The organism is Paenibacillus cucumis (ex Kampfer et al. 2016) (genome assembly GCF_019748695.1).
Taxonomy (GTDB): Bacteria; Bacillota; Bacilli; order Paenibacillales; family Paenibacillaceae; genus Paenibacillus; species Paenibacillus polysaccharolyticus.
The window spans coordinates 30,215-56,771 of record NZ_JACLIC010000030.1 but is presented as its reverse complement, the minus strand read 5'-3'; the positions used below and the strand labels follow the sequence as shown (position 1 = coordinate 56,771).

Below are 26,557 nucleotides of genomic sequence, written 5' to 3'. Positions count from 1 at the left end.
CTCACTCCGGATTACGATGTAACTCTAATTCTTTGCCCCAAGACGCGAATCTTGCCTGAAGCGTTACGCCAGCAATGACCAGTACAGGAACCCACACCGCTACCAGGGGCACATGATGGAAAAGCAATGCTGCGATGATGACTCCGCCGAGATAGATCACAACTGCGCCTGCTCGCAGGTAGGCGTCAGAGGACAGCGCTTTGACCAAGGAGCGGATATTGGCATGTTTTAACCGATGAAGAATGCTTACAGCATCTTCAATCACCGCTGCCAGATTATTGGTCAGCACCGTTGTAGAGATTCCCGCAATACCAATCCTTCGGGCAGCCGTTGTTTGCATCCCCATAGCGATCGCAAGCAGTACAATTAACAGATAGGATAATTGCTCGGAAAAGGGAGTGATTATAAGGATTGCAAAGAGCAGAAGTAGTATGCTTTCAACGGTAAATACGGCAGTTACCCGCGGTGACCAACCATTTTTGGTTTTGACCTTTCCAAGCATATGTGCCGCAATTGCATTCCCCGCAATAAAACCGATGAGGGCGAGCAAAGCCCGCAGTACAACAAATTCCTGAGCGCGGGCAATCGCGATACCCAGCAGCACGATGTTTCCAGTCATATTAGCTGTGAGTACATGCCCAAGTCCCAGATATCCGATGACATCGACCATACCGGCTGACATGCAGAGCAGTAACATGGCGTATTTCTGGAGGTGATTGTGATTCATATTTTCCCGTCCTTTCAAGCAAACATAACTCCTCCAGTATACAGCTAATGTACCGCCTTCATCAAAACGAAATCTGAACCAAAGCGGCACATGTACATTTCTAAAATTCGTTTATTCATGTCAGATGTTTTATAATGATATAGAAGACATGTCATAAGACCAGCATGCATACGAACGTATACAAGTTGGTTATCAAATCATAGAGGTGTCAAAAGAAAGGAAGAAACTGATGATGAATGCTCCGCATCCGATTGACCAGTTCAAGAAATTTAAATACGAAATTACACGATTTATGATGATCTATAAATTTGCGCTGGATCAGATGGAAACCAAAATTGAAGTGCTGAAAGAAGAGTTCCAGTCCCTTCATGACTACAGTCCGATTGAGCATACCAAGTCGAGATTGAAGTCTCCCGAGAGCATTATGAACAAAATGTTCCGTAAAAATCATGAGCTGACGTTTGAAAGCATTAAGCAAAATATCAAGGATATTGCTGGTGTACGTATCACATGTTCGTTCATTTCCGATATTTATCGGATTAAGGATATGCTGTGCAACCAAAGTGACTTGCGTGTCCTCGAAGTGAAAGACTACATCCAAAATCCGAAACCAAATGGGTATCAAAGTTTGCATCTGCTTGTTGAAGTGCCAGTATACATGTCTAATGGCGAGGAACGTGCCTGTGTTGAAATTCAGATTCGTACGATCGCGATGGATTTCTGGGCGAGTCTGGAACATAAAATCTTTTATAAATACAACAAAGATGTTCCGGAACATTTAACAAGAGAATTGAAAAGTGCGGCGGATTCTGCCAATGCATTGGATCACCAAATGGAACGCTTGCACCGTGAGATCCAGGAGATCAAGGACGCGGAGAACGAGCGGGATGAGGAGGAGCTGCGCCGTATTATTATTAATAATCAGCAGTTTACCTTGCCTAACAACTTGCTAAGATTGCTTGGAGGCGGAGAGGACTAAACATGAATATGGCAACACGATCGGGAAGAAAGGGATATATTGGGGATGAAAAGTAAAGCAACAGCTTCATTACACACCACGGCTACGCCAAGAGTGAGAATGGCGCTAATTCTCGGGACGCTCTCCGCATTCGGACCGCTGTCTCTGGATATGTATCTGCCAGCCCTGCCAACGCTGGCGGATGAATTTGGCTCGTCCACTTCGTACGCCCAGCTCAGCCTGACAGCTTGTATGATCGGGCTTGCGCTGGGCCAGCTGCTTGCGGGGCCATTAAGCGATGTGAGAGGTCGTCGCATACCGCTGATTGCCGGACTTGTGCTGTATACGATTGCGTCTATATTATGCCTGGTTAGCCCAACGATGGGGTCATTCGTTGTGTTACGTTTTATTCAAGGGCTGGCCGGAGCGGCGGGGATTGTCATCGCACGTGCAGTGGTCAGGGACGTATACGAGGGTCCAGAACTGACTCGGTTCTTTTCTTTGTTAATGCTTATTAATGGAGTGGCACCTATCGCGGCACCGATTATAGGTGGACAAATTCTGACGTATACTTCATGGCGAGGCGTATTTATTTTGCTAAGTCTTATCGGCGTGCTCGCGCTTCTCGCGGTCATCTTTGGTTTGGGCGAGACACTTCCGGCGCATAAAAGATCGAGCGGGGGGCTTAAGCAGACGCTGCTGACGTTTGGTAGCATAGCGAGGAATCGCCGTTTTATGGGTTATGCTCTAACGCAAGGTTTCGCAGCGGCAGGCATGTTCGCTTACATATCGGGATCACCATTTGTGCTTCAGAAAATATACGGGGTGTCCCCTCAAATGTTCAGTATATGTTTTGCCATCAATGGACTGGGCATTATTCTTGCCAGCCAGATCGCCGGACGGCTAGCCGGTAAGGTATCAGAGACACGGCTGTTAATCGCCGGATTACTTATAGCGGCTGTCGGAGGAACTTCCTTACTTGTCGCGATTCTTGCTGGAGGCGGGCTGATTTCAGTTCTAATCCCCTTATTCTTGGTTGTGTCCAGCGTGGGGTTGATTAATACAGCGTCGTTCGCGCTGGCTATGGCTGATCAGGCGAAATCGGCTGGAAGTGCATCAGCGTTGATTGGTGTTATGACCTTTCTGTTTGGCGGACTCGTTGCTCCACTCGTGGGTCTTGGAGGAGAACATACAGCAGTGCCCATGGGAATTGTGATCGCATGTGCTGATCTGGGGGCATTGCTCTTGTATGTTGTCATGATCGGTAGGAGTAAACCGAAACAGACCGTTTCTACAACATCATAGTGCTTAAGTATAACCAGGAACGGCCCGCAGGGAAGCATAGTCTTCCAATGCGGGCCTTTTAGTCTGTCTGCCACTAACAAAGGGCGAACAGAATTTGGGTGTTGAGCAGAATTCCTGGTGTCTGGTATGGATAGAAATAGCCAACAACAAAACCAAACAGATTAATAGCAGGCCACATTAAATACACATCATTATACGTAAACACGAGCGACCAGCGGTTATAACAGAAGTTAGGGAGTACACGCTGCTCCTGATCCCGTGGGGCGGCCGCACCTGTTTGGGCAAATTGAACGGCTTGTGTCAAGCTTTGCGGTTGCTGCTGCAGGAAGAGTGGCAGTAGTCCAGGACTGCTTTTGATAAGGTTATACAAAAATAACATCTCGGCAGGCGGCTGACCAACCGGGCGAGGATAGGCACTTAGCAAGGAAGGAAGATTCCCCTGAGCTAGCTGTGCTGGCACACCTGGAGCTGGGCCCGGACCAGGAACAGGACCCGGCATGCCGCCAGGGAAATAGGGACCCGGAGGGGTTCCTGCACCAGGAATGAAAGGAGGAAACGAGCCCGGGCTTCCGGGAATGCCTGGCGGAGTTTGCCCTCCAGGGAGACTGCCTCCACCTGGGAAGAGTGGAGGGAATTGAATGGAACGATCTTCGCCGTAACTTGTATAACGACCATCATAATAACCTGCATAAGGGGAATAAACATGGTTCATGTTCAAGAACATCCTTCCTGTCATCTTATTCTGAAAACAGTCTATGATGGTATTCGCCTAGATGTGATTGTTAACAAGTGTGTATTTCTAAACATGAGCAATGAAAATGGGACACTCATGATGGCCATTAGGTCTATACAAGTATTTTTTTGTTTTTATGGACGGTATGCATATATAATAACGATGAAGAAAGTAGAAGGTTAAGATGCTGAGGATCAGGCTCATGCATGCGATTAGGAAAGGGGACTTACATATGTATTCACTAAATCCGGAAGAACTCACGGCTAAAGATAATTATAAATTAATGAGCGGTTCAATCGTACCGCGTCCGATTGCCTTTGTAACTACGCTCTCAGATCATGATGGAATCATTAATGCAGCGCCATTTAGCTTTTTCAATATCGTGAGCTCTGATCCACCATTGTTATCCATCTCGGTTGGACGTAAAAATGGTGTAATGAAGGATACGGCACGCAATGTGCTCGCCCATAATGAACTGGTTGTGCACATTTGTGACGAAGACATAATTGAAGACGTCAATGAAACTGCGGCTTTACTGGAGCCACATGAAAGTGAATTAGAACGAACTCATCTGACGACTGTACCCAGTTCCGTGGTCGCTGTACCCGGAATTCAGGAAGCGCTGATCCGGATGGAGTGCAAGCTGTATCAACATATTCCGATCTCGAATGATGCAGGCGTGCCTGTAAGTGACCTGCTTCTCGTGCGCATTGTACATTATCATTTTAGCGAAAAGGTCTATCTTGCGGATAAAGGTTATATCTTAATGGATCAATTAAAACCAGTCAGCCGTCTGGCAGGGAATGATTATGCCAAACTGGGTGATCGATTCACCGTCATTCGGCCAGAATAATTGGATGTAAATTAAAACAGTGAGGACGGACAGCCACATGTAGCATATACATGAGGCTATTTGTCTTTGTTTCATTAGGAACATAATCATGTTTGTTCATGAATAGACTTGTACTAAACAAAGCATATCTTATGGTGCTAACCATAATTAGAATCCAATTTAAATGCAGAGGAGCTTGGGGATGGGATATCGAAGCTTGGCTGCTCTCATTAGTCGATATCCGTGGTTTATTATCATCTGCTGGGTGTTTATCATCGGGATGTCAGTCGCTTGGGCATGGAAGTTACCTGACATGGTTCAGGATCACGGGTTGAAGCTGGCTGGGGGACAAGCCCAAGCCGTAGAACAGATATTGGACCAGGAATTTGGCTCCCCGCCCGATCCGGTCGTGTTACTTTTTAATAAACATCCCAATACTTCTGAGATATCCTTCAAGACGTGGATTCAAGAACAGCTTGCCGCAGTCCGCACCTTGCCAGCGATATCCTCAGTGATTTCCCCTTTTGATGTAAACACACAGGGTAGAATGTTGCGTGATAATCAGGCTTATGCTCTGGTACACATGGACATCGCACCTCACCGAATGAAGCATCCACTAGCTCAATTACGCGAGCTTCTTGAAGAGGACAAGCAAGTCCATCTGCCTGGAACCGTACAACTTACAGGGAAAACAGTTGTGCAACAGGATGTAAATCGACTGAGCTTTCAGGATTTAGAACGAGCAGAGATCGTCGGGATACCGATTGCATTAATCGTTCTTTGCTTTGCATTCAGAGGACTGTATGCGGCATGTATTGCTGTCATGATGGGAATCAGTGCAGTGATTATGGCAATGGGCATAACGTCTCTACTGGGTCAATACCTGGAGCTGTCCAATTTTATTATTAACGTTATTCCAATGGTGGGTATGGCGCTCAGTATTGATTTTGCACTTATTATTTTGAGCAGATACAGGGAGGAATTAAAGCAGCGTTACGCAAGCAGAGACAAGTTCAATAGTGAGCGCAACAGCATCAACCAACGTGAAATTTTGGAACGGACATTGTGCACAGCTGGTCGAGCGGTTCTGTTCTCAGCGGCATGTGTGTTCCTGGGTTTGCTGGGTCTTCTCTGGATCAGGCTACCTATGTTTCTCAGTGTATCGCTTGGGGCTACCATTGTTCTGGTGCTGTCCTTATTGTTAAATGTAACGTTGTTGCCAGCCATTCTTTCAATAAGTGCAAACAGAGTATTTGCTCAGATAAAACCCACAGCCAGCATTTCTGGAGAACGAATAAAAGATGAAACGCTTGAACGAAACTTCTGGCACCGCTGGTCAGCGATGGTCATGAAACGTCCTGTATGGATGGGGCTTGCAGGTACTACGCTGCTGCTATGTTGTGTGTTTCCCTTTACACGGATGGATTTGTCCGTTCCCGATGCTTCCTCCTTACCTGCCAGAATGGAGTCCCGTCAAGCATCGGAGCAGATCGAGCAAAATTTCGGTCAGAAGCATATTACTCTGGTCGATATGATCATCGGGAAAAAGGATGAGCCGTTAACAGACTCTCACTGGAGGGTGGCCAAACACAAAGTAACCAGGTTTCAACAGGATGAAAGAGTGGTGAGTATTCACTCTCAAGGGGGTATTTCGGATTCTTTTATTCGCTTAACGGTCGGTGTATACGGCGAAGCGGGTTCAGATGAGATGAAAGAATGGCTGCGACAGACAAGAGCAGAGGATGTAACAGCTGGGCCGGAAGGCATTCCGATTCGTTATGGCGGCGAAGCAGTTTATGAAGATGAAATAATGCATGAAATTACGCAACAGTTACCCAAAGTACTTGTATTTGTCGTGGTAAGCAATTATCTGGTGTTGCTACTCGCATTCCGTTCACTACTAATACCACTAAAAGCGATTCTGATGAACTTACTTAGTCTGGCCGCATCCTTTGGCATACTTGTATGGGTCTTTAACGAAGGTCATCTGGGTATGGAAGTATCTTCAATTGCGATCATGATTCCGGTATTCATTGCTGGCCTTGTGTTCGGCATATCGATGGACTATGGCGTCTTCATGTTAAGCCGTATTCAGGAAGTATACAGACAAACAGGAGATAGTGACACAGCGGTTCAACAAGGCTTGGCTTCAACAGGTCGTTTAATTACGTCTGCAGCAGGTATTTTACTGGCGGTAACGGTTCCTTTTGCTTTTGCCGAGATTGAAGGGGTAAGACAGTTAGGCATTGGGATCACAGCAGCTGTATTTATCGATGTGACGCTAATCCGTCTTGTGCTTGTTCCATCCTTGATGAAACTGATGGGGAGATGGAACTGGTGGCTACCTGGCCAGTAACCATACAAGCAGTGAAAGTACAAGAAGATGATGGAGAGGCACACAAACTTGTTTGAATCCTAGAAAAACGTATGTGAGGATACTCCGGGCCTGAATGCAGGTATGGAGTATCCTTTTTTTTGTTGGAATGCTCTATTTTCAGGGGGGATGGCTAGGTTAAACCTGAATTTTTATTCGGATGAAATGGTTTCCTGAAAAAACTTGTCAAATTTAGGGTGGGAGTGACTTATATTATATAACTTACGCGAAAAATATTCTAATATTTGGTTGTATTAAATATTTATTCAATAATATAACTGATTTTATGCAAAAAAGGGGGCTGTGGCCGGTTTTTGAAGGGTGCATTAATTATTCCAAATACAATTTATAAGGAGGAAAAAAACATGGATCAACAAATTGGTACAAACAGTTGGTTGTGCAGTGTTACTTGCTTCGGAGGTTGTTTAGTGGGGTGTGCAGCAGGATGTGCAGTGGATGGACCGGTCCCAATCTCTGATGTAATTGGTGCAACGGCTGTTAATGCAACAGCAACAACGGTATCAACTGGAGCTACTAAATCAGCATTATAATCGGGATATTTAAAATAAAAAATTAATAAATTCAATCGAATTTGAGGAGGAAGTAAACATGGATCAACAAATTGGTACAAATGGTTGGCTTTGCAGCGTAACTTGTTTTGGTGGCTGTTTAGTAGGCTGTGCCGCAGGGTGTGCAGTGGACGGTCCGGTACCGATCTCCGATGTCATCGGTGCAACCGCTGTCAATGCGACAGCGACAACCATTACTTCGAGTAAGACAAGCTCTGCACTTTAAGTTCTGAGCTGCCGAGTGGGACATTCCGGACAAAACGTGCGGAATGTCCTCTTTCATCCTTTTTTATTCCAAGTTAAGGTGGGCTGGATCATGAATAATATAGGTGTATTTGAAACCAAGCAGGGAAGCAAGTACATTTTTGACGGGGCAACTAATATGGTTCTTTCGGTCAGCGAAGAGCTAGCCCAAACCATTGAAGGTCACGATAAGCTGAACAGAGAGCTTATATATGACCAAGCCGATTTACCGCTGAGACAGCTAATGAAGAAATGGGATCTGTTCAAGCTTCATGAGGTGGAATTAAACCAAGATATGATTTTAGATGAGCTTAGAACCTATCCTTATCCGCAGATGATCCTCGGGCTGACAGAGAATTGTAATTTGAGGTGTAAGTACTGTATTTTCTCCGGGAATTACGAAGAGATGAGGACACATACGTTTAAACGAATGGAGAAAGAAACTGCGTTGAAAAGCGTGCAAAAGTATATAGATTACATTAACGAATGGAAGGAGTACGCCCCAGACAAGCAGCCTGTTATTTCATTTTACGGTGGTGAGCCTCTCCTCCGATTTGACCTCATACAAGAAGTTGTCGCATATGTGAAGCAGACTGGTTTCAAGACCATGTTCTCTATGACAACAAACGGAACTTTACTGACAGATCATATTATTGAATTTTTAGTCACACATAATGTAATGATCTCTGTGAGTTTGGACGGTTCGAAGGAAATGCATGATAAAAATAGAGTTTTTGCCAATGAACGCGGAACATTTGATGTCGTATATGGAAATATCCGTAAATTGCTTGCGGAGATCAAGAGGCAGGGGAAGGAGCAGATCCTGCCCATGATGATTCTTAGCTGTTATGAAAATGAAACGGATATGGTTGCTATGAACGAATTTTTTGTACAGGAAAAGCATCTCCTAAAATCAATGGGGGGGCGACTATCCAAAATTTTGGACACTGAATTGGGTGAGCGTGGTGCTGTCCATGAGAGTATGTCTGTGCTTCTCGACGAGTATCTTCAGGAGATTACTACCCCGAAGAGCGGAGAGCCCGTTCCAGAGCTATTCTTCAAAGAAAGACTTTTTGGTTCCAGTCTGAAAGTCAGTCATAACCGTAACATTAATCCGTATGGAAGAAACTATTCTTCAATCCTCGGTAACGCCTGTATCCCGGGAAGCCGTATGTTCGTAGACGTGGACGGAACCTTTCATATGTGTGAGAAGATAAGTTATCAGTTTCCGATCGGGAACTGCGAAGAGGGTTTGGATATTAAGGCGATTAGTGAGATCGTGGAAAAGTGGAGTGAAAAATTTACAGCGCAATGTAAAGAATGCCCCTATCAATCCATTTGTGGACTCTGTTATGCAAGCTGTGCTTCAGGAGATAACTTCGACATAAAAGGTATTTGCACCACACGAAGAACCGATATCGAGAGACAGTTGTCTATTTTATACAGCACTCTGGAGCAGAATCCAGACGCGATGCGTGATTTTTCAGCACACAAAGACAGTATTGATCGTAAGTATGATTCTTTTCGTTTCATAATGGACAAATGCTAAGATCGTTTTTGGTAGAAGAGGAACATCCAATTGGAGGTGTCTGATATGTTTTTCAAAACGGGTTCCCATTGTTACATTGTACAGGCAGAACTTCAAGCCTCAGTATATGATTTGAGCGAAAATAACATGTTAACGATATCATCAGCAGATGCACTAATGCTGCTTGAATTGAATAGAGGAGTACCTGTCGAACAGGTAGATAACATAAATTACATTTTGCTCTCTCAGCTTATAGATAAAGGTATGGGAAGTTATTATCCTCACAATGCTTATATTGAAAAGGTACGTTTTGGTCTTCCGCCATCCATTAGAGATTTTGCCAAGAATAGAGTAAGAATATCTAATCTATATCTCAACATTAACAATGAGTGTAATTTACAGTGCAGTTTTTGCAATACAGATGACCGAGTGAATCGGATGACCGGGTGCAAGCGTTATAGCGGATTAAGTCAAGATAACCTAATGGGCGAAAATGACTATCATGAAGTACTACAGCAGAGCTATAAATTGGGGTGTCGATCATTGCATATCATTGGCGGAGAGCCGCTGCTGCAGTGGGAGCTGCTTTCTATAATTCTAGCTGAGGCACGGCAATTGGGTTACAGTAATATCTTTATTTATACAAACTTATGGGATGTAGGACAAGTTCATTGGGAAGAGTTATCTTGTGCCAGCTTGGTTATCAATGCTTCCTCCCATAATCAGAATCTGACCAATCGAATGATAAAAAACAGCCCCGACTTCTCAATTTTTTATGAAAATATGAATAAATTGAAAAAACAGGAATTTCCTTCTATTTTAATGTAGTATTGAATAAAATGAACTATATGTTTCGAGAGGAGATGGTAGCTTACTATAAGCTCTTCAATCCTTTGGGTATGCAGTTCAGCTTTATTCATGAACTCGGAGATGACACGGTGTATAATGAGCTTTTATTTAGCGACAAGAGCGCTCAGAGCTGTTTTACCGATCTTAGTTTTTTTCATAACGTCGACTTTCATCCTTGTTTAAATGGCAAGTTGTCTGTATTTCGAAACGGCGATGTAACGGTTTGCCCAATGATGAGAAATGAAAAAATTGGCAATGTGCTTAAAGACTCTTTCAAACAGATTGCTGATAAACGAGATTATCAAGAGTATTGGACGTATACGCTGGATAAAGTAGATTCTTGCCAAAGTTGCAGTTCTCGATATGCATGTTCGGATTGCCGGGCTATTGAGAGTAGTGCAGGCGGAGCATTATCCTCCAAGGTATATTGTAAACAGGCTTTAAAGGAGAGCTTGGTATGAACAATATAATTATGGTTTTAAGTATTGTTGCTATAGGTATACTAACCGTTTTCCTCAATAAAAAGGTCAAAAACAAAAGCAGGATGAGCATGATTCTGGCCATCGTTTTTGTCCTGTATATTGCGACATTTATGATTATAGGCATGTTCAAAAATTAATGATGAAAAAATTGTTTAGCAACCTTATGTACCTTAGGCCGTATCTTGAGGGCAGCAGGTTGCTTCTGGTCCTGTCTTTTGGAGCTTTGGTCATGGTATCTCTAATTGCCATGCCAATCCCCCTCATGACAGGAAATGTTATTGACAATCTTTCTTCGCCGGAAGGCACAGTGAGTTTTTTATATCAACAGGTCATTATCATCATATGTTTACATCTAATAAGATACGTTCTCTCTCTCATCGGTAAATACTATCTTGTGAAAGCAGGAACACGTGCTTCCAACGAGCTCCGAATGAAAATGATCGGACATACGGTAGATATGCCTATGGAGTTTATTGACCAACATGATAAAGGTTATTTGATGTCCAGGATTTCAGAGAGTGGAAGCGTGGGGAGTCTTTTTTCCCCATCTGTCATTACCATTCTCATCGGAGTATTGGATGGTCTAATCTCTGTGGTTCTTCTTTTCCGAATTCATTGGAAGCTGGCGCTGATTGTTCTGGCAATTATTCCTGTATATGTTGTTATTACTGTTTGGTACAGTCGACGGATGAGTGCTAGTACAAGAAAAGTGAGTGAAAGCTCAGCTGAAATGGCCGGAGTTGTGTTTGAAACCCTTAATGGACTAGAGGAAATTAAGGTTCAGGGGGCGAAACAACGTTACATATCACGGATTTATAAAAAAACAGATCATGTTATTACTGCTATTCTGAAACAAAACCGAAATATTAACGGTTATATGGAAAGTTCTGCACTTATCAGTTCATTGTCCGGGGCTATTGTTTTACTGTTCTCTGGGATCATGATTTTAGGAAAAACACTAACTTTAGGCGACTATGTATCCTTCACCGGTTACTTCGCAAAAGTTTTGGGAAATGTCCAAGCTATGGCTTCTTTCGGAGTAACTATAAATCCCATAATGGTTAGTATTGATAGAGTAAGGGAGTATATGGATAATAAGGATGAGGAGTTTGATAGAAGCGAGGTTCTTGTGGAACCTATTCATTTCGTTGACATTCACAATGTCTCCTATTCTTATGTTTCCGGAAACAAACAGCGACCTGTGCTGGATCATATCAATATTAACCTGTATAAGGGCGATATCGTTATTCTGAATGGAGCCAATGGTTCGGGCAAAACCACCTTTGTTAAACTGCTTCTAGGTCTTTACCCTGTGAATGAGGGAACGATCCTTTACAACGGCATGAATATATCATGTCTCAAGTTATCTGATTTGCGCAGAAGAGTTTCCTACATATCACAAAAGACCTATTTGTTCCAAGGGACTATACTGGACAATATTCTCCCGAATGGTCGTCAAGAACAACTTCATTATTTGAGAGAATTGCTGGAGAAGTACGAGCTTCAACATTTTATCTCTAATTTTCCAGATGCGCTGGGTACGGAAATTGCCCATGGAGGAGCTAATCTATCGGGTGGGCAAAGACAGATGATTGCTTTTTTGAGAACAGTGCTGGCGAACAAAGAAGTGGTGATTCTGGACGAACCTACAGCTAACATGGATGCAGTCATGAAGAACAGTGTACTTCGAATGATCGAGAACGAATCCTTTTATAAAATTCTAGTTATCATCTCCCATGATCCGGATTTTTTCTATTTAGGCAGAAAAATAAATTTAGGAGAGTCATCCAGAGAGATGGTGGAGAGCAGCTATACATCAAACTAAAACCTTCGTTTTCATAATTAGAGGGGGAAAATCATGGTATCACAGGTCATTCAAACACGTGGATTAAATTTGAGTCTGCAAGGGAACCAAGTACTCCATAATATAGACATTACTACGTATTCCGGGCAAATCTGCGCGTTTATTGGGGAAAACGGGGCGGGGAAGACGTCAACGATTCGCTGTATTACGGGACTATACCCGCCAACGGCAGGGGGCTGTACGATGTTTGGCGAGCCGGCATATAACATGAGCCAGAAGAATAGAAACCGGTTTGGTATCGTTTTTGACGAGGGTGGGTTGTACGGTGAAATGTCTGCCTGGGAGAATGTCCTTTTTTTTGCACGTCTCCGAGGAATGGATAAGGATAAGATTAACGAACGCTTTAATAGACTTGTACAACATTTTGAGTTGAAGACTGCGTTAAAAGTTTCGCGTTTTTCCAAAGGCATGAAGCAAAAGCTTATGATAATACGTGAATTAGTGCACGAACCTGAACTGTTGATTCTGGATGAGCCCTTCAACGGACTTGATCCGGATTCCAAAATTTTTCTAAGAGATAAACTCAGTGAAATCTGTTCTAGGCAGGGGACCTCGATCCTTATCAGTTCCCATGATTTGTTTGATTTAGAGAAAATCGCTGATCAGGTTGTTATGATTCATCAAGGCCGAATTGTGGCAAATCAGGCGCTTGAGGAAATAACCGGGATTACGGAGCGGTACATCGTAACTTGCAATAGTCCTCACCAGGTAGCAAGCATTCTTCAGGATATTGAGGGAATTACAGTCGTGAATCATGATGAGCACTCAGTGACATTTACAGTTGAATCAGAGGTTATTAAACAACCGTTACAAATTCTATTGAAGCACAACGTTGAAATTCAGGAATTTTATAAGGAGAAAAGTTCTTTGGAGGACTTTTACAGAACAACTAAACAAGCGGCTGTACAAAATTAAAGTGATAAGTAATCTGTCTGATTAAAGGAGAGGCTAAACTTGCTACCGTTATTAAGAAAAGATGTACAAATCCTTAATTGGAAAAGGTCAATGACCATGCAGGTATTGATGTTTGGTATTTTCTTTGTGTTTACTATCGGTCAACTGGGGGAACTGGAAGCAAGTCTGGGATTAACCATAGATGGTCTTGTCCCGCTGCTGCACAAGTTAAATGAGACAAGCGAACATCGTGCCATGTTTACAAATTCATTGATTGCTGTAGGTTTCCTGTCATCTGCATTGGTGTTTGCTTTGTATGTTGGCATTCCTCACGTTCTCCAGTTCTTCACGAAAGAAAAGGCCGAAAAGAACTTGAGTTTTCTGCTTGCAGTAGTTTCAAAGCCTGGTAAAATCATGCTTGCTGTCTGGTTATTTGCCCTAATTCGTGTTGTAGCTATGGCTATTATTAATGGTGCGCTCATCTGGGTTATATTTACTTTATTAGGATTTAGATCTGTATGGTCGGCTAGTATGATTACTTCTTCTCTGACTATTATTTTGTGTATTGCTGCATTTTTGTATATTGCCAATGCCATAGTATGGGCTACCAATGGAAGTGAAACCGTACTGAAGATTTTCAGAATATTAATTCTAGTGGGCATTGTCGCAGCATTTCCAGCGGTTAACTATCTTCGGATGGATTTCAGCTTTCTGGATTTTCGCTATGCGGCTTACAGTGGAATGATTTGTATTATTGCAGTGATTCTATCCCAATTTCTAATGAAATTATTTAAGGTTGAAAAAGTTGTATAATGGACTGATACTGTCTGAATTTTAAAATGAATTCTCATCTGATCAAGAGTGGGAATTCATTTTTTGTTCATAAGAGATTCCTTATTTTTACTTTTAGTTCTATAATGGAAAAAACAAAGAAATAACAAGTTATCCATTGAACAGCACCTACAAACAGGAGGGACATAAGCAAATGCAGGATATTGATAAATACCTGTACGAACAAACCAATCTTCAAGGGCGCTCCGTTTATCACGAGGATTTGGATTTTACAGCATGGCGTAGTTCATTGCGAGAGAGAGTGCAGGAGCGACTTGGTGGATTACCGGAGGTGGTTGCCGATTTAAAGCCCGTAGTGATTGAACGAACTTTTTGTGATGGCTACATCCGGGAGCGGATTGAGATCACAACGTATGAGGGATTACGGATGCCCATTTATCTTTTAATCCCCAATAATGTAAGCGCTACCGATATGAAGAGGCCTGCTATTGTTGCTTGTCATGGACACGGCTATGGGAGCCGGGAGATTTGCGGAATGGAGCCGGATGGTTCGCCACGGGCAGGGGAGCCTGGATTACACAAAGATTTTGCCGTTGCGCTCGTGAAGCGTGGGTACGTTGTGGCTGCTCCAGAACTGCTTGGGTTTGGAGACAGAAGACTGGATGAGGATCGAGAGGCGCCGCCAGGCGCAAGTTCCTGTACGAAGATCGCCGCACATCTGCTTATGGTGGGTAAAACGCTCGCAGGACATCGGGTCTATGAAACAACGCGTGTGTTGGATTATTTATCCACTCGACCTGAAGTTGATTCAGAGCGGATCGGAAGCATGGGCATCTCCGGTGGGGGGCTGGTTACAGCCTTTACAGCAGCATTGGACGAACGATGCAAAGTGGTCGTGGTCAGTGGTTACGCAAGTACGTTTCATGGCAGCATTCTGGATCGCAATCATTGCCTCGACAACTACATTCCGGGGATTCTACAGGAAGCAGAGCTGCCGGATATCATCGGTCTGATTGCTCCGCGGCCTCTATTTCTGGAGATCGGAAGTGAAGATCTTGTATTTCCGCTACATTCGGCACGAGAGGCTCACGAACGGTTGAAAATGATTTATGAGCATGCTGGTGCAGGACAAGCACTGGATGCCGATTATTTCGACGGTGGACATGAGATTAGTGGTGCAAAAGCTTATGATTGGCTTGAACAGGTATTGTAACCGTAGTGGTAACCGTAATTTTTCATCATGATCTGGAATGTGATGGGTACAAAACCTTATCATTTGAATTCGAGAGGAGCACTGTATGATGAAATGGTCAACTTCTTTACGAATGATGTTATGTACTGTACTTGCTGCGAGTATGATCGCGGTTGGGTTTGGAAGTGACAGAGTAGATGTAGCCGAGGCGGCATCGGATCATTACAAATTCGATTTTGGCGCAGGAGCAGTGGCGAACGGATATACTGGAGTGTCTGCCTCAACGGCCTATACAGCTGCAAGGGGTTATGGTTTCAACACTCCGGCTAATATGAAAAATGTTTCCGCATCCGGTAGTGGTGTTGCAAGTGATGCCGTTCAATTTCTGAAATTTGGTACGAAAAGTGATAATACGTTCAATGTTGACCTGCCGAATGGTCTGTATGAGGTCAAAGTGACTTTGGGTAACACCGCCAGAGCTAGTGTGGCAGCCGAAGGGGTCTATCAGATCATGAATATGACGGGCAATGGTGCAACCGATCAATTCCAGATTCCAGTGACAGACGGACAGTTGAATCTGCTGGTAACGGAAGGGAAGGCGGGTACTGCTTTTACGTTAAGTGCCCTTGAAATTCGGAAACTGTCCAACCAGCCTGTGACGAATCGCACGATCTATATTGGTGGAGATTCAACGGTGTGCAACTATTATCCGCTTGGTAGCAGCGTACAGGGGGGCTGGGGGCAGTTGCTTCCTAACTATGTAAACAATACAACTTTCCAGGTTCGTAACATGGCCACAAGCGGGCAGATTGCCAGAGGGTTCCGTGATGATGGTCAGATGGAAGCGATTCTGAAGTATATCAAACCGGGTGACTATTTTATTCTACAGCTCGGAATTAATGATACAAACGCCAAGAACAATACAACTGAGGCCCAGTTCAAAGAAATTATGCGTGATATGGTTCGTCAGGCGAAAAATAAAGGCGCAACCGTTATTCTCTCGACACCTCAAGGGCGGGCAACAGACTTTAATTCAGCCAATGTGCATCAAGCCGAGAACCGTTGGTATAACGCGTCTACGCGTGCACTGGCACAGGAAGAGGGAGTAACACTCGTGGATCTGAACAAGCTCAGCTCGGCATACTTCACTTCCATTGGGCCGGCAGCTACGCTTGCTCTATACATGAATGGCGATAGCTTGCATCCGAATCGGCAAGGGGCATCACAGCTTGCTCGAATCGTGGCTGCAGATCTGAAACGCCAAGGCTTAAACAGTTTCTGATAAAATAGTGACTTTATAAATACACTCACTCTGTATCGAAGTATGCACACCATATTAGATTGTATAAGAAATCCCCGAAGGAAAGCCGCTTAAGAGCGATGCATCCTTCGGGGATTTGTTTGTATTATATTTCGCCACTATATAAGTTGAATTATTTTTTACACTTTAACGGAGAGGACAGAAAAAACCTGAAGAAGCGAAGCGCTCGCCTTTATCACCGGATTTTCCCCTTTGGAAAAGGGAATAAAAAAAATCCGGAGATAACAGCGATCGGAAGGTTATTCTGTCATCGGAGTGTCCAGTGTAAACCTCTTAATTTAGCCTCTATATAAGCTACTCCATCATATCCTTTGCTTCGTGATTCATCTTTTTTCCTTTTAACAACGGTTCAAGTTCGTCTTGCACACTTTGCTCCCAGAGAGGTACATCGGTGCGGTAGGCCGCACGGCCGTTCAGGTGCCCCGCAACAGGCGCAGTGATGAAAACAAACAATATGCCGAGCAGTAGGCGAGCACTGATATAGTTGTCAAAATACCAAAAGAAGAAAAATGCACCGCTGAGTACACAAAACACGCCTAGTGTCATGCTTTTGGTGGCAGCGTGGGCTCTCAAATATACATCAGGCAGACGAAGAAGTCCGAAGGCACTGAGTGCACTAAGGAGGGCCCCAAGCAACACCAGTAACCCAATTCCCGTTTCAGCGGTGCCACTAACGATCTCCTTCATTTTTAAACACCGCCCCTCGTTCAATATAACGTGCAAATGCGACTGTGCTTAGAAAAGCCAGAATGCCGATCAGCAAAATGATGTCCAGATAAGCCTGTGTCTTCAGCATCATGGAGAGTACAGCTACGATGGCAATGACATTGATACCGATCGTATCAAGAGCCGTAATTCGGTCAGCCATGGACGGGCCGCGAAGAACACGATACAAACAGGCCAGAATCGCTAGAGATAGAATGAGCAGTGAGATAAACAGTAGTGAGGATAACATTAACGTGTCACCTCCATGATTGCTTTTTCAAACGTATTCTGAATATCGTTTCGCAGTTTCTCTTCATCTTTGATATCCAGTGCATGGATGAAAAGCTTACGCTGATTCCCCGAGATTTCAAGCGGCAGTGAACCTGGCGTCAATGAGATCAGCAGACACAGCAGTGTCACTTCCCAATCCGAAGATAACTGTGTGCGATAGGTGAAAATGCCTGGTCGAATGTCTAGTCGTGGTTTGATAATCTCTCGAATGACCTCAATGCTTGCTCGAACGAGTTCTTTGAACAGCAATCCGATCAATTTGAAGATAGCCCAGACTCGAACGATGTAGAAGCGTTGCGGGAAGAAACGTCGCATGCCTCCGATGAGGAGCAATCCAAGCATATATCCAATGAGAAAACCAACGCCATTCCAGGCATTATTCAAAAACATCCAGACAAAGGCAATGATGAGATTGAGTACAATTTGAAAGGCCATAGACATCTACTCCTTCAATACGGCATCAATATAAATGTTGGGATGTAGCAGAATATCACCTGCGCGAGACGTGAGCTGAAACATACCTTCAGCCCCCAGACCCATGACGATGATAAAAGCAAACAGAATTCCGGCAGGAATCAGCAGTCCGTTCACTGCATAGGGACGTCTTGCCATGCCTGCAGGAGGCTCACCCCAGAACGCCTGAATGAAAATGCGGAGTACCGAATACAGCATGAGTAGACTAGAGAGAACAGCAACACCAGTTAAACCGTATAATCCGGCTTCGAAGCCGCCCTCAAACAGCATCAATTTTCCCGGGAATCCACTGAACGGAGGCAGACCCGCAAGCGCAAGCGCACTGATGAAAAACATCCATCCCAGCACGGGATAACGTTGGATTAGTCCACCCATGTTATCAAGCCTGGAAGTTCCCGCAACAGCAATGAGAGCACCGCCGAGCAGGAAAAGCAGTGTTTTGATCAACATGTCATGCAGCATATAGAACAGTAATCCTTCCAGAGCACTACGGCTGGCAGCAGCCATACCAAACGCGACGAAACCTACGCCAGCGACGACATTATAGATCAAAATTTTGTTCACATCACGGTAGGAGATCGCTCCAATCACACCCAAAATCATTGTGGCACCAGCCATCCAGCCGATCAGAGCATTAAAGAAGTCTGGATCATGATAGAAGATCAACGTAAATGTCCGCATAATGGCATACAGGCCAACCTTGGTGAGCAAACCGGCGAATAACGCGGTAACGACGGCGGGCGGAGCTGCATAAGAGCCGGACAACCAGAAGAACAGGAACAAGCCCGCCTTAATGCTGAATACGATCAAGAAAAGAACTGCAATCAGTGTGACTACTCCGCTCTGTCCCACTTCAGCAATGCGTACCGACAAATCAGCCATATTCAGCGTACCGGTTATGGAATACAGAAAGCCGATCGAAGCGACAAATAAGGCAGAAGACACGATATTGATCAGTACATATTTAATCGTTTCACGCAGCTGTCTTTCCGTGCCTCCGAGTACAATGAGAGCGTAAGAAGAGATCAGCATCAATTCAAAGCTGACAAACAAATTGAACAGATCCCCGGTTAGAAACGATGCATTCACGCCCGCAATCAAAAAATGAAAGAACGGATAGAAGTGATGTTGCTCCCGCTCCTTGTTGATGCTTCGAAAAGCATAGAGCAGGCAAGCCAGCGCAATGATGGAAGCAGCAACAACCAGCAACGCTGCGACCATATCGGCAACAAGTACGATTCCATAAGGTGCTTTCCAGCCACCCATATTGAGTGTCAATACGCCAGATTGGGCAACACGTGTGATGAGTATGGTTGAGACCGTTGCAGTGGCTAACAGACCAATCACGCTAAAGAAACGTTGTATATTGATTTTACGGAAGAACAACAGAGTGATCACGCCCGTGACCAGTGGAAGCAGGATAGGCAGAACCACAAGATTATTCATATGGACGCCCCCTTACTTCTTCCATATCATCCGTTCTCAGCTTTAGATAAGAACGGTAGGAAAGGACAAAAAAGAAGGCTGTCAGACCAAAATTGATGACAATTGACGTTAATATCAACGCTTGAGGGAGCGGGTCGACGTATTTCTCCGCCATCTCTCCCAGTAGTGGAGGAGCGCCCGTCTTGAGACGTGACATCGTAATTAACAACAGGTGCACTCCATGTGTGAGAATGGACATGCCTAGTACGATACGGAGCAGGCTCCGTGACAAGATTAGAAAGACGGCAACCGCAAACAAAATGCCTACGGCCACACACATCAAAATTTCCATATCAACGATCCTCCCCGATCTGTAAAATGATAGTCATGGTGACGCCGAGCACAGCGAGGTACACGCCTAGATCAAACAGCATGGCTGTAGCAAGCTCTGTTTCGCCCAGCAGAGGCAGTTCGAAATATCCGAACGTCTGGCTGAGAAATGGAACACCGAAGAGGAATGAACCTGCACCAGTAAGCAAAGCTATGCCTAAGCCTATGGCTGTCAAACTCCGAAAATCGATGGGCAGCGCTTTGCGTATCGTATCCGTGCTGAAAGCCAGAGCGATAAGTACCAGGGCTGCTGCTGTGACGAGTCCACCGATGAAACCACCGCCAGGATTATGATGACCAGCAAAGAACAGATGCATGGAGAAGGTTAAAATGATAAACACAACCACTTTCGTGGTGGTTTGCAACAAAACATCATTACTTTGCAAAGGAACCGTGTCCCAGGACAATGTACTGCGTTCGCGGTTTCCGTATTTTTTGGTGTTGTCCGCTTCATCGTCGAGTTCGGGTTCTTCGTCCTTCTTCTCCTCATTTTTACGAAATTTCAATCTGGCTCCGAGATCCTTCGCTTCGAGATTCAGGTTGATCATGGAATAGATCGACAATGAGGCTACCCCAAGAACCATAATCTCAAGTAACGTATCATAACCTCGGAAATCCACTAGCAATACGTTTACGACATTTTTACCACCCGCGGAACTGTAGGCTTCCTGAAGAAAGAAAGCCGAGATGCTGTCCAAAGATACTGTGCCGCTTGCAGCGAGTGCTACGAATGTCATCACAACGCCAACGGAAACAGCAACAATTGCATTCACTGTGAGATAGCGGGAGCTGGACTTGCCGCGTTGTAACTCGGGTAGATGGTAGAAGCAGAGCAGGAACAATGCGACGGAGACCGTCTCCACAATCATCTGCGTCAGCGCAAGGTCGGGTGCCCGAAACAGGACAAACAGCAGTGTAACCAGGTAGCCGACAGCGCCGGTCATAATGACAGCAGATAATCGATTTTTGGCAAAAGGAATGGAAATGGCAGCTGCAATCAGCGTAACCAGTAACACGACTTCGTAGAATGAGTAGGGTGCATTATCCTGCACATTCCAGGTAATATTTTCACCAGAACGGAAGAAGGCGTAAACGAGCAGCGCAACGGTAAATGAGAAAATATAAACCAGATAATTGCGGACGGAGCCGTTCATGTAGGCTTCTGTCCACTTCCGTGCATAGTGCTGTACATTGTCAAGAACAACATGGTACATATTGTTAATCGTTAATCCCTGCGGATAATGCTCATAAATATTCCTCCATCGTGGCAGTAACTTGTATAGCATGACCCCTAGCACAATAACAGCGATGGTCATGAACAATTCGGGAGTCCAGCCATGCCATAGGGAGAAATGTACATCAAAGCGTTCATTCCCATTCAGAAGGGAAGGAAGAACGGCAGCCATTGCTGGTTCGATCAATGAACCGGAGAGTATATCCGGAAAGAGTCCAAAACCGATGACCAGCGCGCCCAGAAGGAGCGGTGGGATGAGCAGGCCGATAGGCGCTTCATGTAATTTCTCGGCAGGCAGCTCACTTCGGCTACGACCGAGGAATGTTTTGAACACAAAAATCAGGGCATAGATCAGTGTGAAAACGCTGGCAAGCCACGCGATGACAGGTAGTAAAATACTCCAGGAGCCCATTCCAAAAATACGGAGATCTGTAATCTGTACCATCGCTTGAAAGAACAATTCCTTACTGAGGAATCCGTTAAAGGGCGGGATGCCTGCCATGGCTAGTGAACCGATTAGCGCCAGGCTGAATGTGATGGGCATGAATGCTGCCAGCCCGCCAAGCTTGCGAATATCTCGTGTACCTGTCTCATGATCTACAATGCCGGCGACCATAAATAAAGCAGCTTTAAAGGTACCGTGGTTGAATAAATGGAGCAGTGCAGCAGTGATTGCTACGGTGTACATGGCAGAGGATTCACCATATCCGAAATAGAGAGCAGCAGATCCGATCCCGAAGAGGGACATAATCAGACCAAGTTGTGAAATGGTGGAATACGCAAGAATGGCCTTGAGATCGTTTTTCTTCACTGCTAAAAATGATCCGTAACCCAGTGTGAGCAGTCCGACGCCAGTTACAAGCCAGAACCAGAGTCCCTGTCCACCGAAGATGGGTGTGAAGCGGGCAACAACATACAGCCCGGCTTTGACCATGGTGGCGGAGTGCAGATATGCACTGACTGGAGTGGGAGCTTCCATGGCATCAGGCAGCCAGATGTGAAACGGGAATTGTGCCGATTTGGTGAACGCTCCAATTAGAATAAGAACTAGAGCCGGCAAGAACAGATTGCTGTCCTGAATATGCCCCCACTCGGTAATGGTAGCACGGATACTGAATGTACCTGTCATCAGGTACATCAACATGAATCCGGCAAGCATGGCGAATCCGCCAAAAACCGTAATCAGGAACGATTTTTGTGCACCGGATGTGGAAGCTTTACGCTTGTAGTGAAAGGCGATTAACAGAAATGACGTAATGCTGGTGAGTTCCCAAAACCCATAAAGCACGATCATATTATCTGATAATACGACGCCAAGCATAGCGCCCATAAACATTAACAAGTAGAGATAGAAACGGTTTAACGCTTCTGTTTTGCTCATATAAAAGATGGAATAAAAGACGACAAGCACGCCTATCCCGCTGATCAGCAACGTTAACAGTAGACTCAGTCCGTCCAAATATAGATTAAATCCGATGTCCAGGGACGGAATCCAGGGAATCTGTCCGGATACCGGGTGACGCTGGGACACGGCAGTAATCTGGCTTGCAAAATAAACAAATAACGATGCCGGTACGACGAGTACCAGCCATCCCAGATGAATTTTACTGAAAAGTCTGTGCATCAATGCGAGTAGGATGCCAGCTGCAAAAGGCAAAATAACAGCAATGTGAAGCAGGCTCAAATAATTACACCCCCAATGTTTTTCTCGTTATTCTCTCTGTGACATACAGGCGCAATCCTTTAAGGATATGCTTGCTCTCTCTATTCATAACCCAAGTTTGTATATACAGAATCGTGACTATTCTTTGAATGGAAGAAACTCGGTTGTGATTTCGGGTAAATTTTGTATGGGTGCATATATTAAAAATGCAAACTAAAATACCGATATAATTCAAAATAAGTGAGAGCTATTTCTTATCATTTTGCAGCGCAGAGCTGTGGATGATTGAGATTGTAAGAGCGGTTCACCGTATGTGCAGGAGGAATTATGTCATTTAAACTTAGAACGGTGCTCACCGTCATTTTCGCTGTGTTATCTCTGTTTGTTATCTTAACCATTGGATATGTTTTCAGCCAAAAATCATTTGATGCGGTGGAAACCGAAATTGGGCACTCTCTGGAAAGCACGGCTCTACAGACCGTGGACAAGCTGGATCGTTTCATGTACTCTCGTTCTGGTGAAATGAATCTTTTGGGCAACATGGCATCTATGAATGATGAATTTAATCACAAGGATATTCAAATGCTGTTGGATCAGCTGCAAAATAGTTTCCCCTCTTTTTCATGGGTTGGATTCATGGATCCAAAAGGAAAAGTGCTAGCCGCTACAGACGGAATACTTTTAGGCGAAGATTTATCGGAGCGGCCTGTGTACCAGGAAGGAATCAAGGGTAAATTTATTGGAGACGTACATAATGCGGTGCTGCTCGCCAAACTATTGCCTAATCCATCGGGAGAGCCATTGCAATTTGTGGATATCAGCTTCCCGCTTAAGGATAGTGATGGACAGATTCGTGGTGTATTAGCAGCACATCTCAGTTGGGCGTGGGCCAAAGAAGTCGAGGCTTCCGTACTCGTTCCCTTACAACGTGAGGAGAAGGATATTGAATTCTTTATCGTTAGCAAAAAAGAGCACACGGTGCTTCTCGGCCCCAAAGAGTGGGTAGGTAAACCACTTGCACTAGAAGAGATTGAAAATCATCGGAACAGTAAAAGCAGCTGGTCCACTGAAAAGTGGCCGGATGGCAAGGAATATGTTACCGGTTTAGCCTATAGCCAGGGATATAAAGATTATCCGGGACTGGGTTGGACCATTATCATCCGTCAGGGTAAATCGGCAGCTTTTTCCTCCGTTGTTGATCTGATGTGGTTTAACATCGGTGCGGGCATCGTTGTGATGCTTTTGTTTGCGCCGATTGGTTGGCTTCTCTCCAGACTCATCTCGGCTCCACTGGTTCGACTAACCCGTGTTGCAGATCGTCTTGGTGCAGGAGAGAATATTGACATCCCCGAGACCAAAGGGCTGAAGGAAATTGAGGCATTGTCACGGTCACTACGAAACATGGTTTCTTCGATCATGAACAAAGACTCAGAACTGGTTGTGATGCAGAATCTTGCAAACTATGATCAGCTGACCGGATTGAAGAACCGCACAGCCCTAGAGACGTATCTTGAGGAAACTCTGGAGATGGAGAGCGAGGATCATACGTTAACTTTTCTCTATCTGGATCTGGACGGTTTCAAAAGTGTGAACGATTTGCTGGGACATCAGACGGGGGATGTTTTACTGCAAAAAGTTGCTCAGCGACTTACAGCCCTAAGTCATGAGGATGGTATAACGGTTCGGCTTGGCGGTGACGAATTCCTGATTGTGCTTCGTTCAGCCTCGGATGATCCGCGGCAGGAAGCGATGGAGTATGCGCAAGATATTATTCAAACTCTGAACAAACCATTCATTATTGAGTATGAGCGAGTTCATATTGGATGCAGTATTGGAGGAGCGGAGTATCCGACAAATAGCAACAATCCGAGTGAGATTATTCGAATGGCAGACGAGGCACTTTACAGATCCAAACGTGCCGGCAAGAACAGAGTCACATTTTATTCCGAGTTGGAAAACGAGGGTTAGCATATAATAGTACTATGAAGTGGGGAGTCACTTGAGCATTAAGGCAGGTATGCATGGACAGTGAGGTAATTGAGAAGGGAGGTGGGGCGCTTGTCTGGAAAATATGCAAACGTACCCTTTGGCTATGAGCCTGTTCAGCCTAGTCGCAAGGGCACGTTGATCTTCTACGACTCGTTCGAGAACGTAACGAACGAACAGCTTGAGCGTGCAGCAACGATTATGAATGCAAGAGCTTTCAAGCAGCTAGTGCTTTACCCATTACATGAAAGCACGGTAAAACGAATGAGCCGAGACGCGGTACAATCCTTTTACAAGAGAGAGGATCGTCTTCACGAATGGCGGCGTGATCACGCATCTGCACCAATCCGGGTAGAAGGACTAGAGGGGAAGCGCAAAAAGTATACCCCGATTGATACAGCCTTAAGACATATTCAAGTGGAATACCCGTCACCTCTTTTTCTGTATATGACTTTAGAAATGGCTAATCAATGGGCATCCTTTGACTCCTTTACCGATTGGATCAAGGAACTTCGCCTCATTATTATTGACGGTCAGTCTGACGAGGTCCATCCAAGGCTGGAGCAATATCGCCATCGCTGGGAGTGGGCAACAGAATAAAGAAAGAACCACAGTTCAAAAAAACAGGCAGATTCGTATGAAAACAAAAAAAGTTGTGTGGTGATCCTTTTGACAGGGTGTACACCACACAACTTTTTTTTCAATTTACTTTCTCATTAATCATCATGCTGGAACGAGTGAGGTTACAGTTTTATTTTTACCAGTACGTTTGGCAGCATACAGGCAAGCATCCACATCTTCAAACAACTTATCTTTACTCAAATCAAGGTTGTATCCTTTGAGGCCGATACTTACGGTGATGGAAGCACCCCCAAGTTCCAGATGGCCCATTAATGAAATTTTTTGCCGGATAAGCTCAACCAGATCATAAGCTTGTTCGAAGGATTGTTCGAACATTAACAAAGCGAATTCTTCACCGCCATACCGCGCAGCAATGTCACTAGCCGTGATGCTCTCCTGAATGATCAAGGACACCTTTTCCAAAATGATGTCGCCCACACGGTGACCATACGTATCATTGATCACTTTAAAATCATCAATATCGATTAGCGCCAAATGCAGACTCATCCCGAGATTGGCGTACTCAAATGCCTTCTCATAATAATCTTTGAACGAGCTCTGATTATAAAGGTTCGTTAACCCGTCTGTTTTAGACTGTTTTGCAATGATGGCATTTCTGACGATAAGGTCTTCCTTGGCGTTCATGCTTGTCTGCAAATCGTCCAGTACTTCGATGCCGGTAGTCACAATGATTTGTGCCACATAGGTGGCCAGGATCAGAAATATCGGAATGGAAACCATGTCAAAGGAGCTAAGATATGCACGATACACCGGGTCAAGTAGTAGAAGACCATATCCTGCCACTTGTAATGAAAAAATGAACCAAACGCGTTTGCTGTCAAAAAACAACACAGAGGCAAAAATCGGTAATAGGCATATGGCCGGCATGATCCGAATGTCGTAATTGACATGAATAATGGTCCAGGCGATCACTGTACTGGTTACGGACATCGTATGGAACGAACAGGAAGGAAATTTTCGATCCATATAACTGGTGAGTAAAATACAAAAAATAGCTAGAGTTGTGGGCCAAAATAGGACGTTTACTATGAAATCCTGGAGAGTGCGATCATATTTCAAAAAAAGATAAGAACCAATCTGAATG

The 26,557-nt window shown here is 44.6% G+C and carries 26 protein-coding genes; 17 read left to right on the top strand and 9 right to left on the bottom strand.

Annotation, left to right across the window (positions count from 1 at the left end; translation table 11 throughout):
- Position 1: 1 nt before the first annotated feature.
- Complete coding sequence (locus H7T88_RS18555; RefSeq protein ID WP_154886181.1) at positions 2-727, bottom strand: YoaK family protein; 726 nt, start codon at positions 725-727, stop codon at positions 2-4.
- Between the two features lie 232 nt (positions 728-959).
- Here H7T88_RS18555 and H7T88_RS18550 point away from each other — a divergent pair, with 232 nt between their 5' ends.
- A complete protein-coding gene (locus H7T88_RS18550; RefSeq protein WP_154984253.1) occupies positions 960-1,706 on the top strand; it encodes a GTP pyrophosphokinase in 747 nt (248 codons plus the stop codon).
- Positions 1,707-1,751: 45 nt separating this feature from the next.
- Positions 1,752-2,990, top strand: a complete 1,239-nt coding sequence (locus tag H7T88_RS18545) for a multidrug effflux MFS transporter (protein ID WP_221789743.1) — start codon at positions 1,752-1,754, stop codon at positions 2,988-2,990.
- A 73-nt stretch (positions 2,991-3,063) separates the two neighbouring features.
- On the opposite strand, the gene H7T88_RS18540 is transcribed toward H7T88_RS18545, so the two are convergent.
- On the bottom strand, positions 3,064-3,702 hold the full coding sequence (locus tag H7T88_RS18540; protein WP_221789742.1) for a hypothetical protein: 639 nt from the start codon (positions 3,700-3,702) through the stop codon (positions 3,064-3,066).
- A 253-nt stretch (positions 3,703-3,955) separates the two neighbouring features.
- Here H7T88_RS18540 and H7T88_RS18535 point away from each other — a divergent pair, with 253 nt between their 5' ends.
- The 13 genes from H7T88_RS18535 (at position 3,956) to H7T88_RS18475 (ending at position 16,624) form a co-directional block, all read left to right on the top strand.
- Positions 3,956-4,576 carry a flavin reductase family protein gene (locus H7T88_RS18535; RefSeq protein ID WP_154886178.1) on the top strand — a complete coding sequence of 207 codons (621 nt, stop codon included), beginning with the start codon at positions 3,956-3,958 and terminating at the stop codon, positions 4,574-4,576.
- 181 nt (positions 4,577-4,757) lie between these two features.
- Positions 4,758-6,911, top strand: a complete 2,154-nt coding sequence (locus H7T88_RS18530; protein WP_221789741.1) for an MMPL family transporter — start codon at positions 4,758-4,760, stop codon at positions 6,909-6,911.
- 383 nt (positions 6,912-7,294) lie between these two features.
- Positions 7,295-7,480, top strand: coding sequence for a hypothetical protein (locus H7T88_RS18525; protein ID WP_123063757.1), 186 nt, complete (start codon positions 7,295-7,297; stop codon positions 7,478-7,480).
- Between the two features lie 58 nt (positions 7,481-7,538).
- The gene (locus H7T88_RS18520) at positions 7,539-7,724 is read left to right on the top strand and encodes a hypothetical protein (protein WP_154958784.1); all 186 of its coding nucleotides are present in this window, start codon (positions 7,539-7,541) and stop codon (positions 7,722-7,724) included.
- A gap of 90 nt (positions 7,725-7,814) precedes the next feature.
- Complete coding sequence (locus H7T88_RS18515; RefSeq protein ID WP_154958783.1) at positions 7,815-9,290, top strand: radical SAM protein; 1,476 nt, start codon at positions 7,815-7,817, stop codon at positions 9,288-9,290.
- Between the two features lie 45 nt (positions 9,291-9,335).
- Positions 9,336-10,097, top strand: a complete 762-nt coding sequence (locus H7T88_RS18510) for a radical SAM family protein (RefSeq protein WP_221789740.1) — start codon at positions 9,336-9,338, stop codon at positions 10,095-10,097.
- A gap of 11 nt (positions 10,098-10,108) precedes the next feature.
- On the top strand, positions 10,109-10,579 hold the full coding sequence (locus tag H7T88_RS18505) for an SPASM domain-containing protein (RefSeq protein WP_221789739.1): 471 nt from the start codon (positions 10,109-10,111) through the stop codon (positions 10,577-10,579).
- Positions 10,576-10,737: a hypothetical protein gene (locus tag H7T88_RS18500; RefSeq protein WP_186811692.1), complete on the top strand. Its 162-nt coding sequence runs from the start codon at positions 10,576-10,578 to the stop codon at positions 10,735-10,737. The genes H7T88_RS18505 and H7T88_RS18500 overlap by 4 nt, the downstream gene beginning before the upstream one ends.
- Positions 10,737-12,425 carry an ABC transporter ATP-binding protein gene (locus H7T88_RS18495; RefSeq protein WP_154958781.1) on the top strand — a complete coding sequence of 563 codons (1,689 nt, stop codon included), beginning with the start codon at positions 10,737-10,739 and terminating at the stop codon, positions 12,423-12,425. Before H7T88_RS18500 ends, H7T88_RS18495 begins: the two co-directional genes overlap by 1 nt.
- Positions 12,426-12,458: 33 nt before the next feature.
- Positions 12,459-13,379 (top strand): ABC transporter ATP-binding protein, encoded by a 921-nt coding sequence (locus H7T88_RS18490; protein WP_154958780.1) that lies wholly within the window; start codon positions 12,459-12,461, stop codon positions 13,377-13,379.
- 90 nt (positions 13,380-13,469) lie between these two features.
- Complete coding sequence (locus tag H7T88_RS18485) at positions 13,470-14,171, top strand: hypothetical protein (protein ID WP_221789738.1); 702 nt, start codon at positions 13,470-13,472, stop codon at positions 14,169-14,171.
- 172 nt (positions 14,172-14,343) lie between these two features.
- Positions 14,344-15,363, top strand: a complete 1,020-nt coding sequence (locus tag H7T88_RS18480; protein WP_221789737.1) for an alpha/beta hydrolase family protein — start codon at positions 14,344-14,346, stop codon at positions 15,361-15,363.
- 142 nt (positions 15,364-15,505) lie between these two features.
- Complete coding sequence (locus H7T88_RS18475) at positions 15,506-16,624, top strand: rhamnogalacturonan acetylesterase (RefSeq protein WP_260511004.1); 1,119 nt, start codon at positions 15,506-15,508, stop codon at positions 16,622-16,624.
- 333 nt (positions 16,625-16,957) lie between these two features.
- Here the strand turns inward: H7T88_RS18475 and mnhG are convergent, their stop codons facing one another.
- Genes mnhG through H7T88_RS18445 form a run of 6 tightly spaced genes read right to left on the bottom strand, consistent with a single transcriptional unit; the run spans position 16,958 to position 22,866 of the window.
- On the bottom strand, positions 16,958-17,350 hold the full coding sequence (mnhG, locus tag H7T88_RS18470) for a monovalent cation/H(+) antiporter subunit G (RefSeq protein WP_145330250.1): 393 nt from the start codon (positions 17,348-17,350) through the stop codon (positions 16,958-16,960).
- Positions 17,334-17,618 (bottom strand): Na(+)/H(+) antiporter subunit F1, encoded by a 285-nt coding sequence (locus H7T88_RS18465; RefSeq protein ID WP_090920611.1) that lies wholly within the window; start codon positions 17,616-17,618, stop codon positions 17,334-17,336. Before H7T88_RS18465 ends, mnhG begins: the two co-directional genes overlap by 17 nt.
- Positions 17,618-18,094 (bottom strand): Na+/H+ antiporter subunit E, encoded by a 477-nt coding sequence (locus H7T88_RS18460; RefSeq protein WP_090920607.1) that lies wholly within the window; start codon positions 18,092-18,094, stop codon positions 17,618-17,620. Before H7T88_RS18460 ends, H7T88_RS18465 begins: the two co-directional genes overlap by 1 nt.
- Before the next feature lie 6 nt (positions 18,095-18,100).
- Positions 18,101-19,579: a Na+/H+ antiporter subunit D gene (locus tag H7T88_RS18455; RefSeq protein ID WP_221789734.1), complete on the bottom strand. Its 1,479-nt coding sequence runs from the start codon at positions 19,577-19,579 to the stop codon at positions 18,101-18,103.
- Positions 19,572-19,910: a Na(+)/H(+) antiporter subunit C gene (locus H7T88_RS18450; RefSeq protein WP_090920602.1), complete on the bottom strand. Its 339-nt coding sequence runs from the start codon at positions 19,908-19,910 to the stop codon at positions 19,572-19,574. Before H7T88_RS18450 ends, H7T88_RS18455 begins: the two co-directional genes overlap by 8 nt.
- 1 nt (position 19,911) lies before the next feature.
- The gene (locus H7T88_RS18445; RefSeq protein WP_221789732.1) at positions 19,912-22,866 is read right to left on the bottom strand and encodes a Na+/H+ antiporter subunit A; all 2,955 of its coding nucleotides are present in this window, start codon (positions 22,864-22,866) and stop codon (positions 19,912-19,914) included.
- A gap of 306 nt (positions 22,867-23,172) precedes the next feature.
- On the opposite strand from H7T88_RS18445, the gene H7T88_RS18440 reads away from it, so the two are divergent.
- Positions 23,173-24,813 carry a diguanylate cyclase domain-containing protein gene (locus tag H7T88_RS18440; protein WP_221789730.1) on the top strand — a complete coding sequence of 547 codons (1,641 nt, stop codon included), beginning with the start codon at positions 23,173-23,175 and terminating at the stop codon, positions 24,811-24,813.
- A gap of 81 nt (positions 24,814-24,894) precedes the next feature.
- Positions 24,895-25,431, top strand: a complete 537-nt coding sequence (locus H7T88_RS18435) for a hypothetical protein (RefSeq protein WP_423246146.1) — start codon at positions 24,895-24,897, stop codon at positions 25,429-25,431.
- Positions 25,432-25,554: 123 nt separating this feature from the next.
- Here the strand turns inward: H7T88_RS18435 and H7T88_RS18430 are convergent, their stop codons facing one another.
- Positions 25,555-26,403: a GGDEF domain-containing protein gene (locus H7T88_RS18430; RefSeq protein WP_312027635.1), complete on the bottom strand. Its 849-nt coding sequence runs from the start codon at positions 26,401-26,403 to the stop codon at positions 25,555-25,557.
- Positions 26,404-26,557: the final 154 nt, after the last annotated feature.

Coding starts and splice junctions, on each gene's coding strand:
- H7T88_RS18450 (WP_090920602.1), bottom strand. CDS start 19,910: ATGGAAATTTTGATGTGTGTGGCCGTAGGCATTTTGTTTGCGGTTGCC.
- H7T88_RS18460 (WP_090920607.1), bottom strand. CDS start 18,094: ATGGCCTTTCAAATTGTACTCAATCTCATCATTGCCTTTGTCTGGATG.
- H7T88_RS18515 (WP_154958783.1), top strand. CDS start 7,815: ATGAATAATATAGGTGTATTTGAAACCAAGCAGGGAAGCAAGTACATT.
- H7T88_RS18545 (WP_221789743.1), top strand. CDS start 1,752: ATGAAAAGTAAAGCAACAGCTTCATTACACACCACGGCTACGCCAAGA.
- H7T88_RS18485 (WP_221789738.1), top strand. CDS start 13,470: ATGACCATGCAGGTATTGATGTTTGGTATTTTCTTTGTGTTTACTATC.
- H7T88_RS18525 (WP_123063757.1), top strand. CDS start 7,295: ATGGATCAACAAATTGGTACAAACAGTTGGTTGTGCAGTGTTACTTGC.
- H7T88_RS18555 (WP_154886181.1), bottom strand. CDS start 727: ATGAATCACAATCACCTCCAGAAATACGCCATGTTACTGCTCTGCATG.
- mnhG (WP_145330250.1), bottom strand. CDS start 17,350: ATGAAGGAGATCGTTAGTGGCACCGCTGAAACGGGAATTGGGTTACTG.
- H7T88_RS18465 (WP_090920611.1), bottom strand. CDS start 17,618: ATGTTATCCTCACTACTGTTTATCTCACTGCTCATTCTATCTCTAGCG.
- H7T88_RS18490 (WP_154958780.1), top strand. CDS start 12,459: ATGGTATCACAGGTCATTCAAACACGTGGATTAAATTTGAGTCTGCAA.
- H7T88_RS18505 (WP_221789739.1), top strand. CDS start 10,109: ATGAACTATATGTTTCGAGAGGAGATGGTAGCTTACTATAAGCTCTTC.
- H7T88_RS18520 (WP_154958784.1), top strand. CDS start 7,539: ATGGATCAACAAATTGGTACAAATGGTTGGCTTTGCAGCGTAACTTGT.
- H7T88_RS18510 (WP_221789740.1), top strand. CDS start 9,336: ATGTTTTTCAAAACGGGTTCCCATTGTTACATTGTACAGGCAGAACTT.
- H7T88_RS18500 (WP_186811692.1), top strand. CDS start 10,576: ATGAACAATATAATTATGGTTTTAAGTATTGTTGCTATAGGTATACTA.
- H7T88_RS18550 (WP_154984253.1), top strand. CDS start 960: ATGAATGCTCCGCATCCGATTGACCAGTTCAAGAAATTTAAATACGAA.
- H7T88_RS18530 (WP_221789741.1), top strand. CDS start 4,758: ATGGGATATCGAAGCTTGGCTGCTCTCATTAGTCGATATCCGTGGTTT.
- H7T88_RS18475 (WP_260511004.1), top strand. CDS start 15,506: ATGATCGCGGTTGGGTTTGGAAGTGACAGAGTAGATGTAGCCGAGGCG.
- H7T88_RS18495 (WP_154958781.1), top strand. CDS start 10,737: ATGATGAAAAAATTGTTTAGCAACCTTATGTACCTTAGGCCGTATCTT.
- H7T88_RS18480 (WP_221789737.1), top strand. CDS start 14,344: ATGCAGGATATTGATAAATACCTGTACGAACAAACCAATCTTCAAGGG.
- H7T88_RS18540 (WP_221789742.1), bottom strand. CDS start 3,702: ATGAACCATGTTTATTCCCCTTATGCAGGTTATTATGATGGTCGTTAT.
- H7T88_RS18430 (WP_312027635.1), bottom strand. CDS start 26,403: ATGTCCGTAACCAGTACAGTGATCGCCTGGACCATTATTCATGTCAAT.
- H7T88_RS18440 (WP_221789730.1), top strand. CDS start 23,173: ATGTCATTTAAACTTAGAACGGTGCTCACCGTCATTTTCGCTGTGTTA.
- H7T88_RS18455 (WP_221789734.1), bottom strand. CDS start 19,579: ATGAATAATCTTGTGGTTCTGCCTATCCTGCTTCCACTGGTCACGGGC.
- H7T88_RS18535 (WP_154886178.1), top strand. CDS start 3,956: ATGTATTCACTAAATCCGGAAGAACTCACGGCTAAAGATAATTATAAA.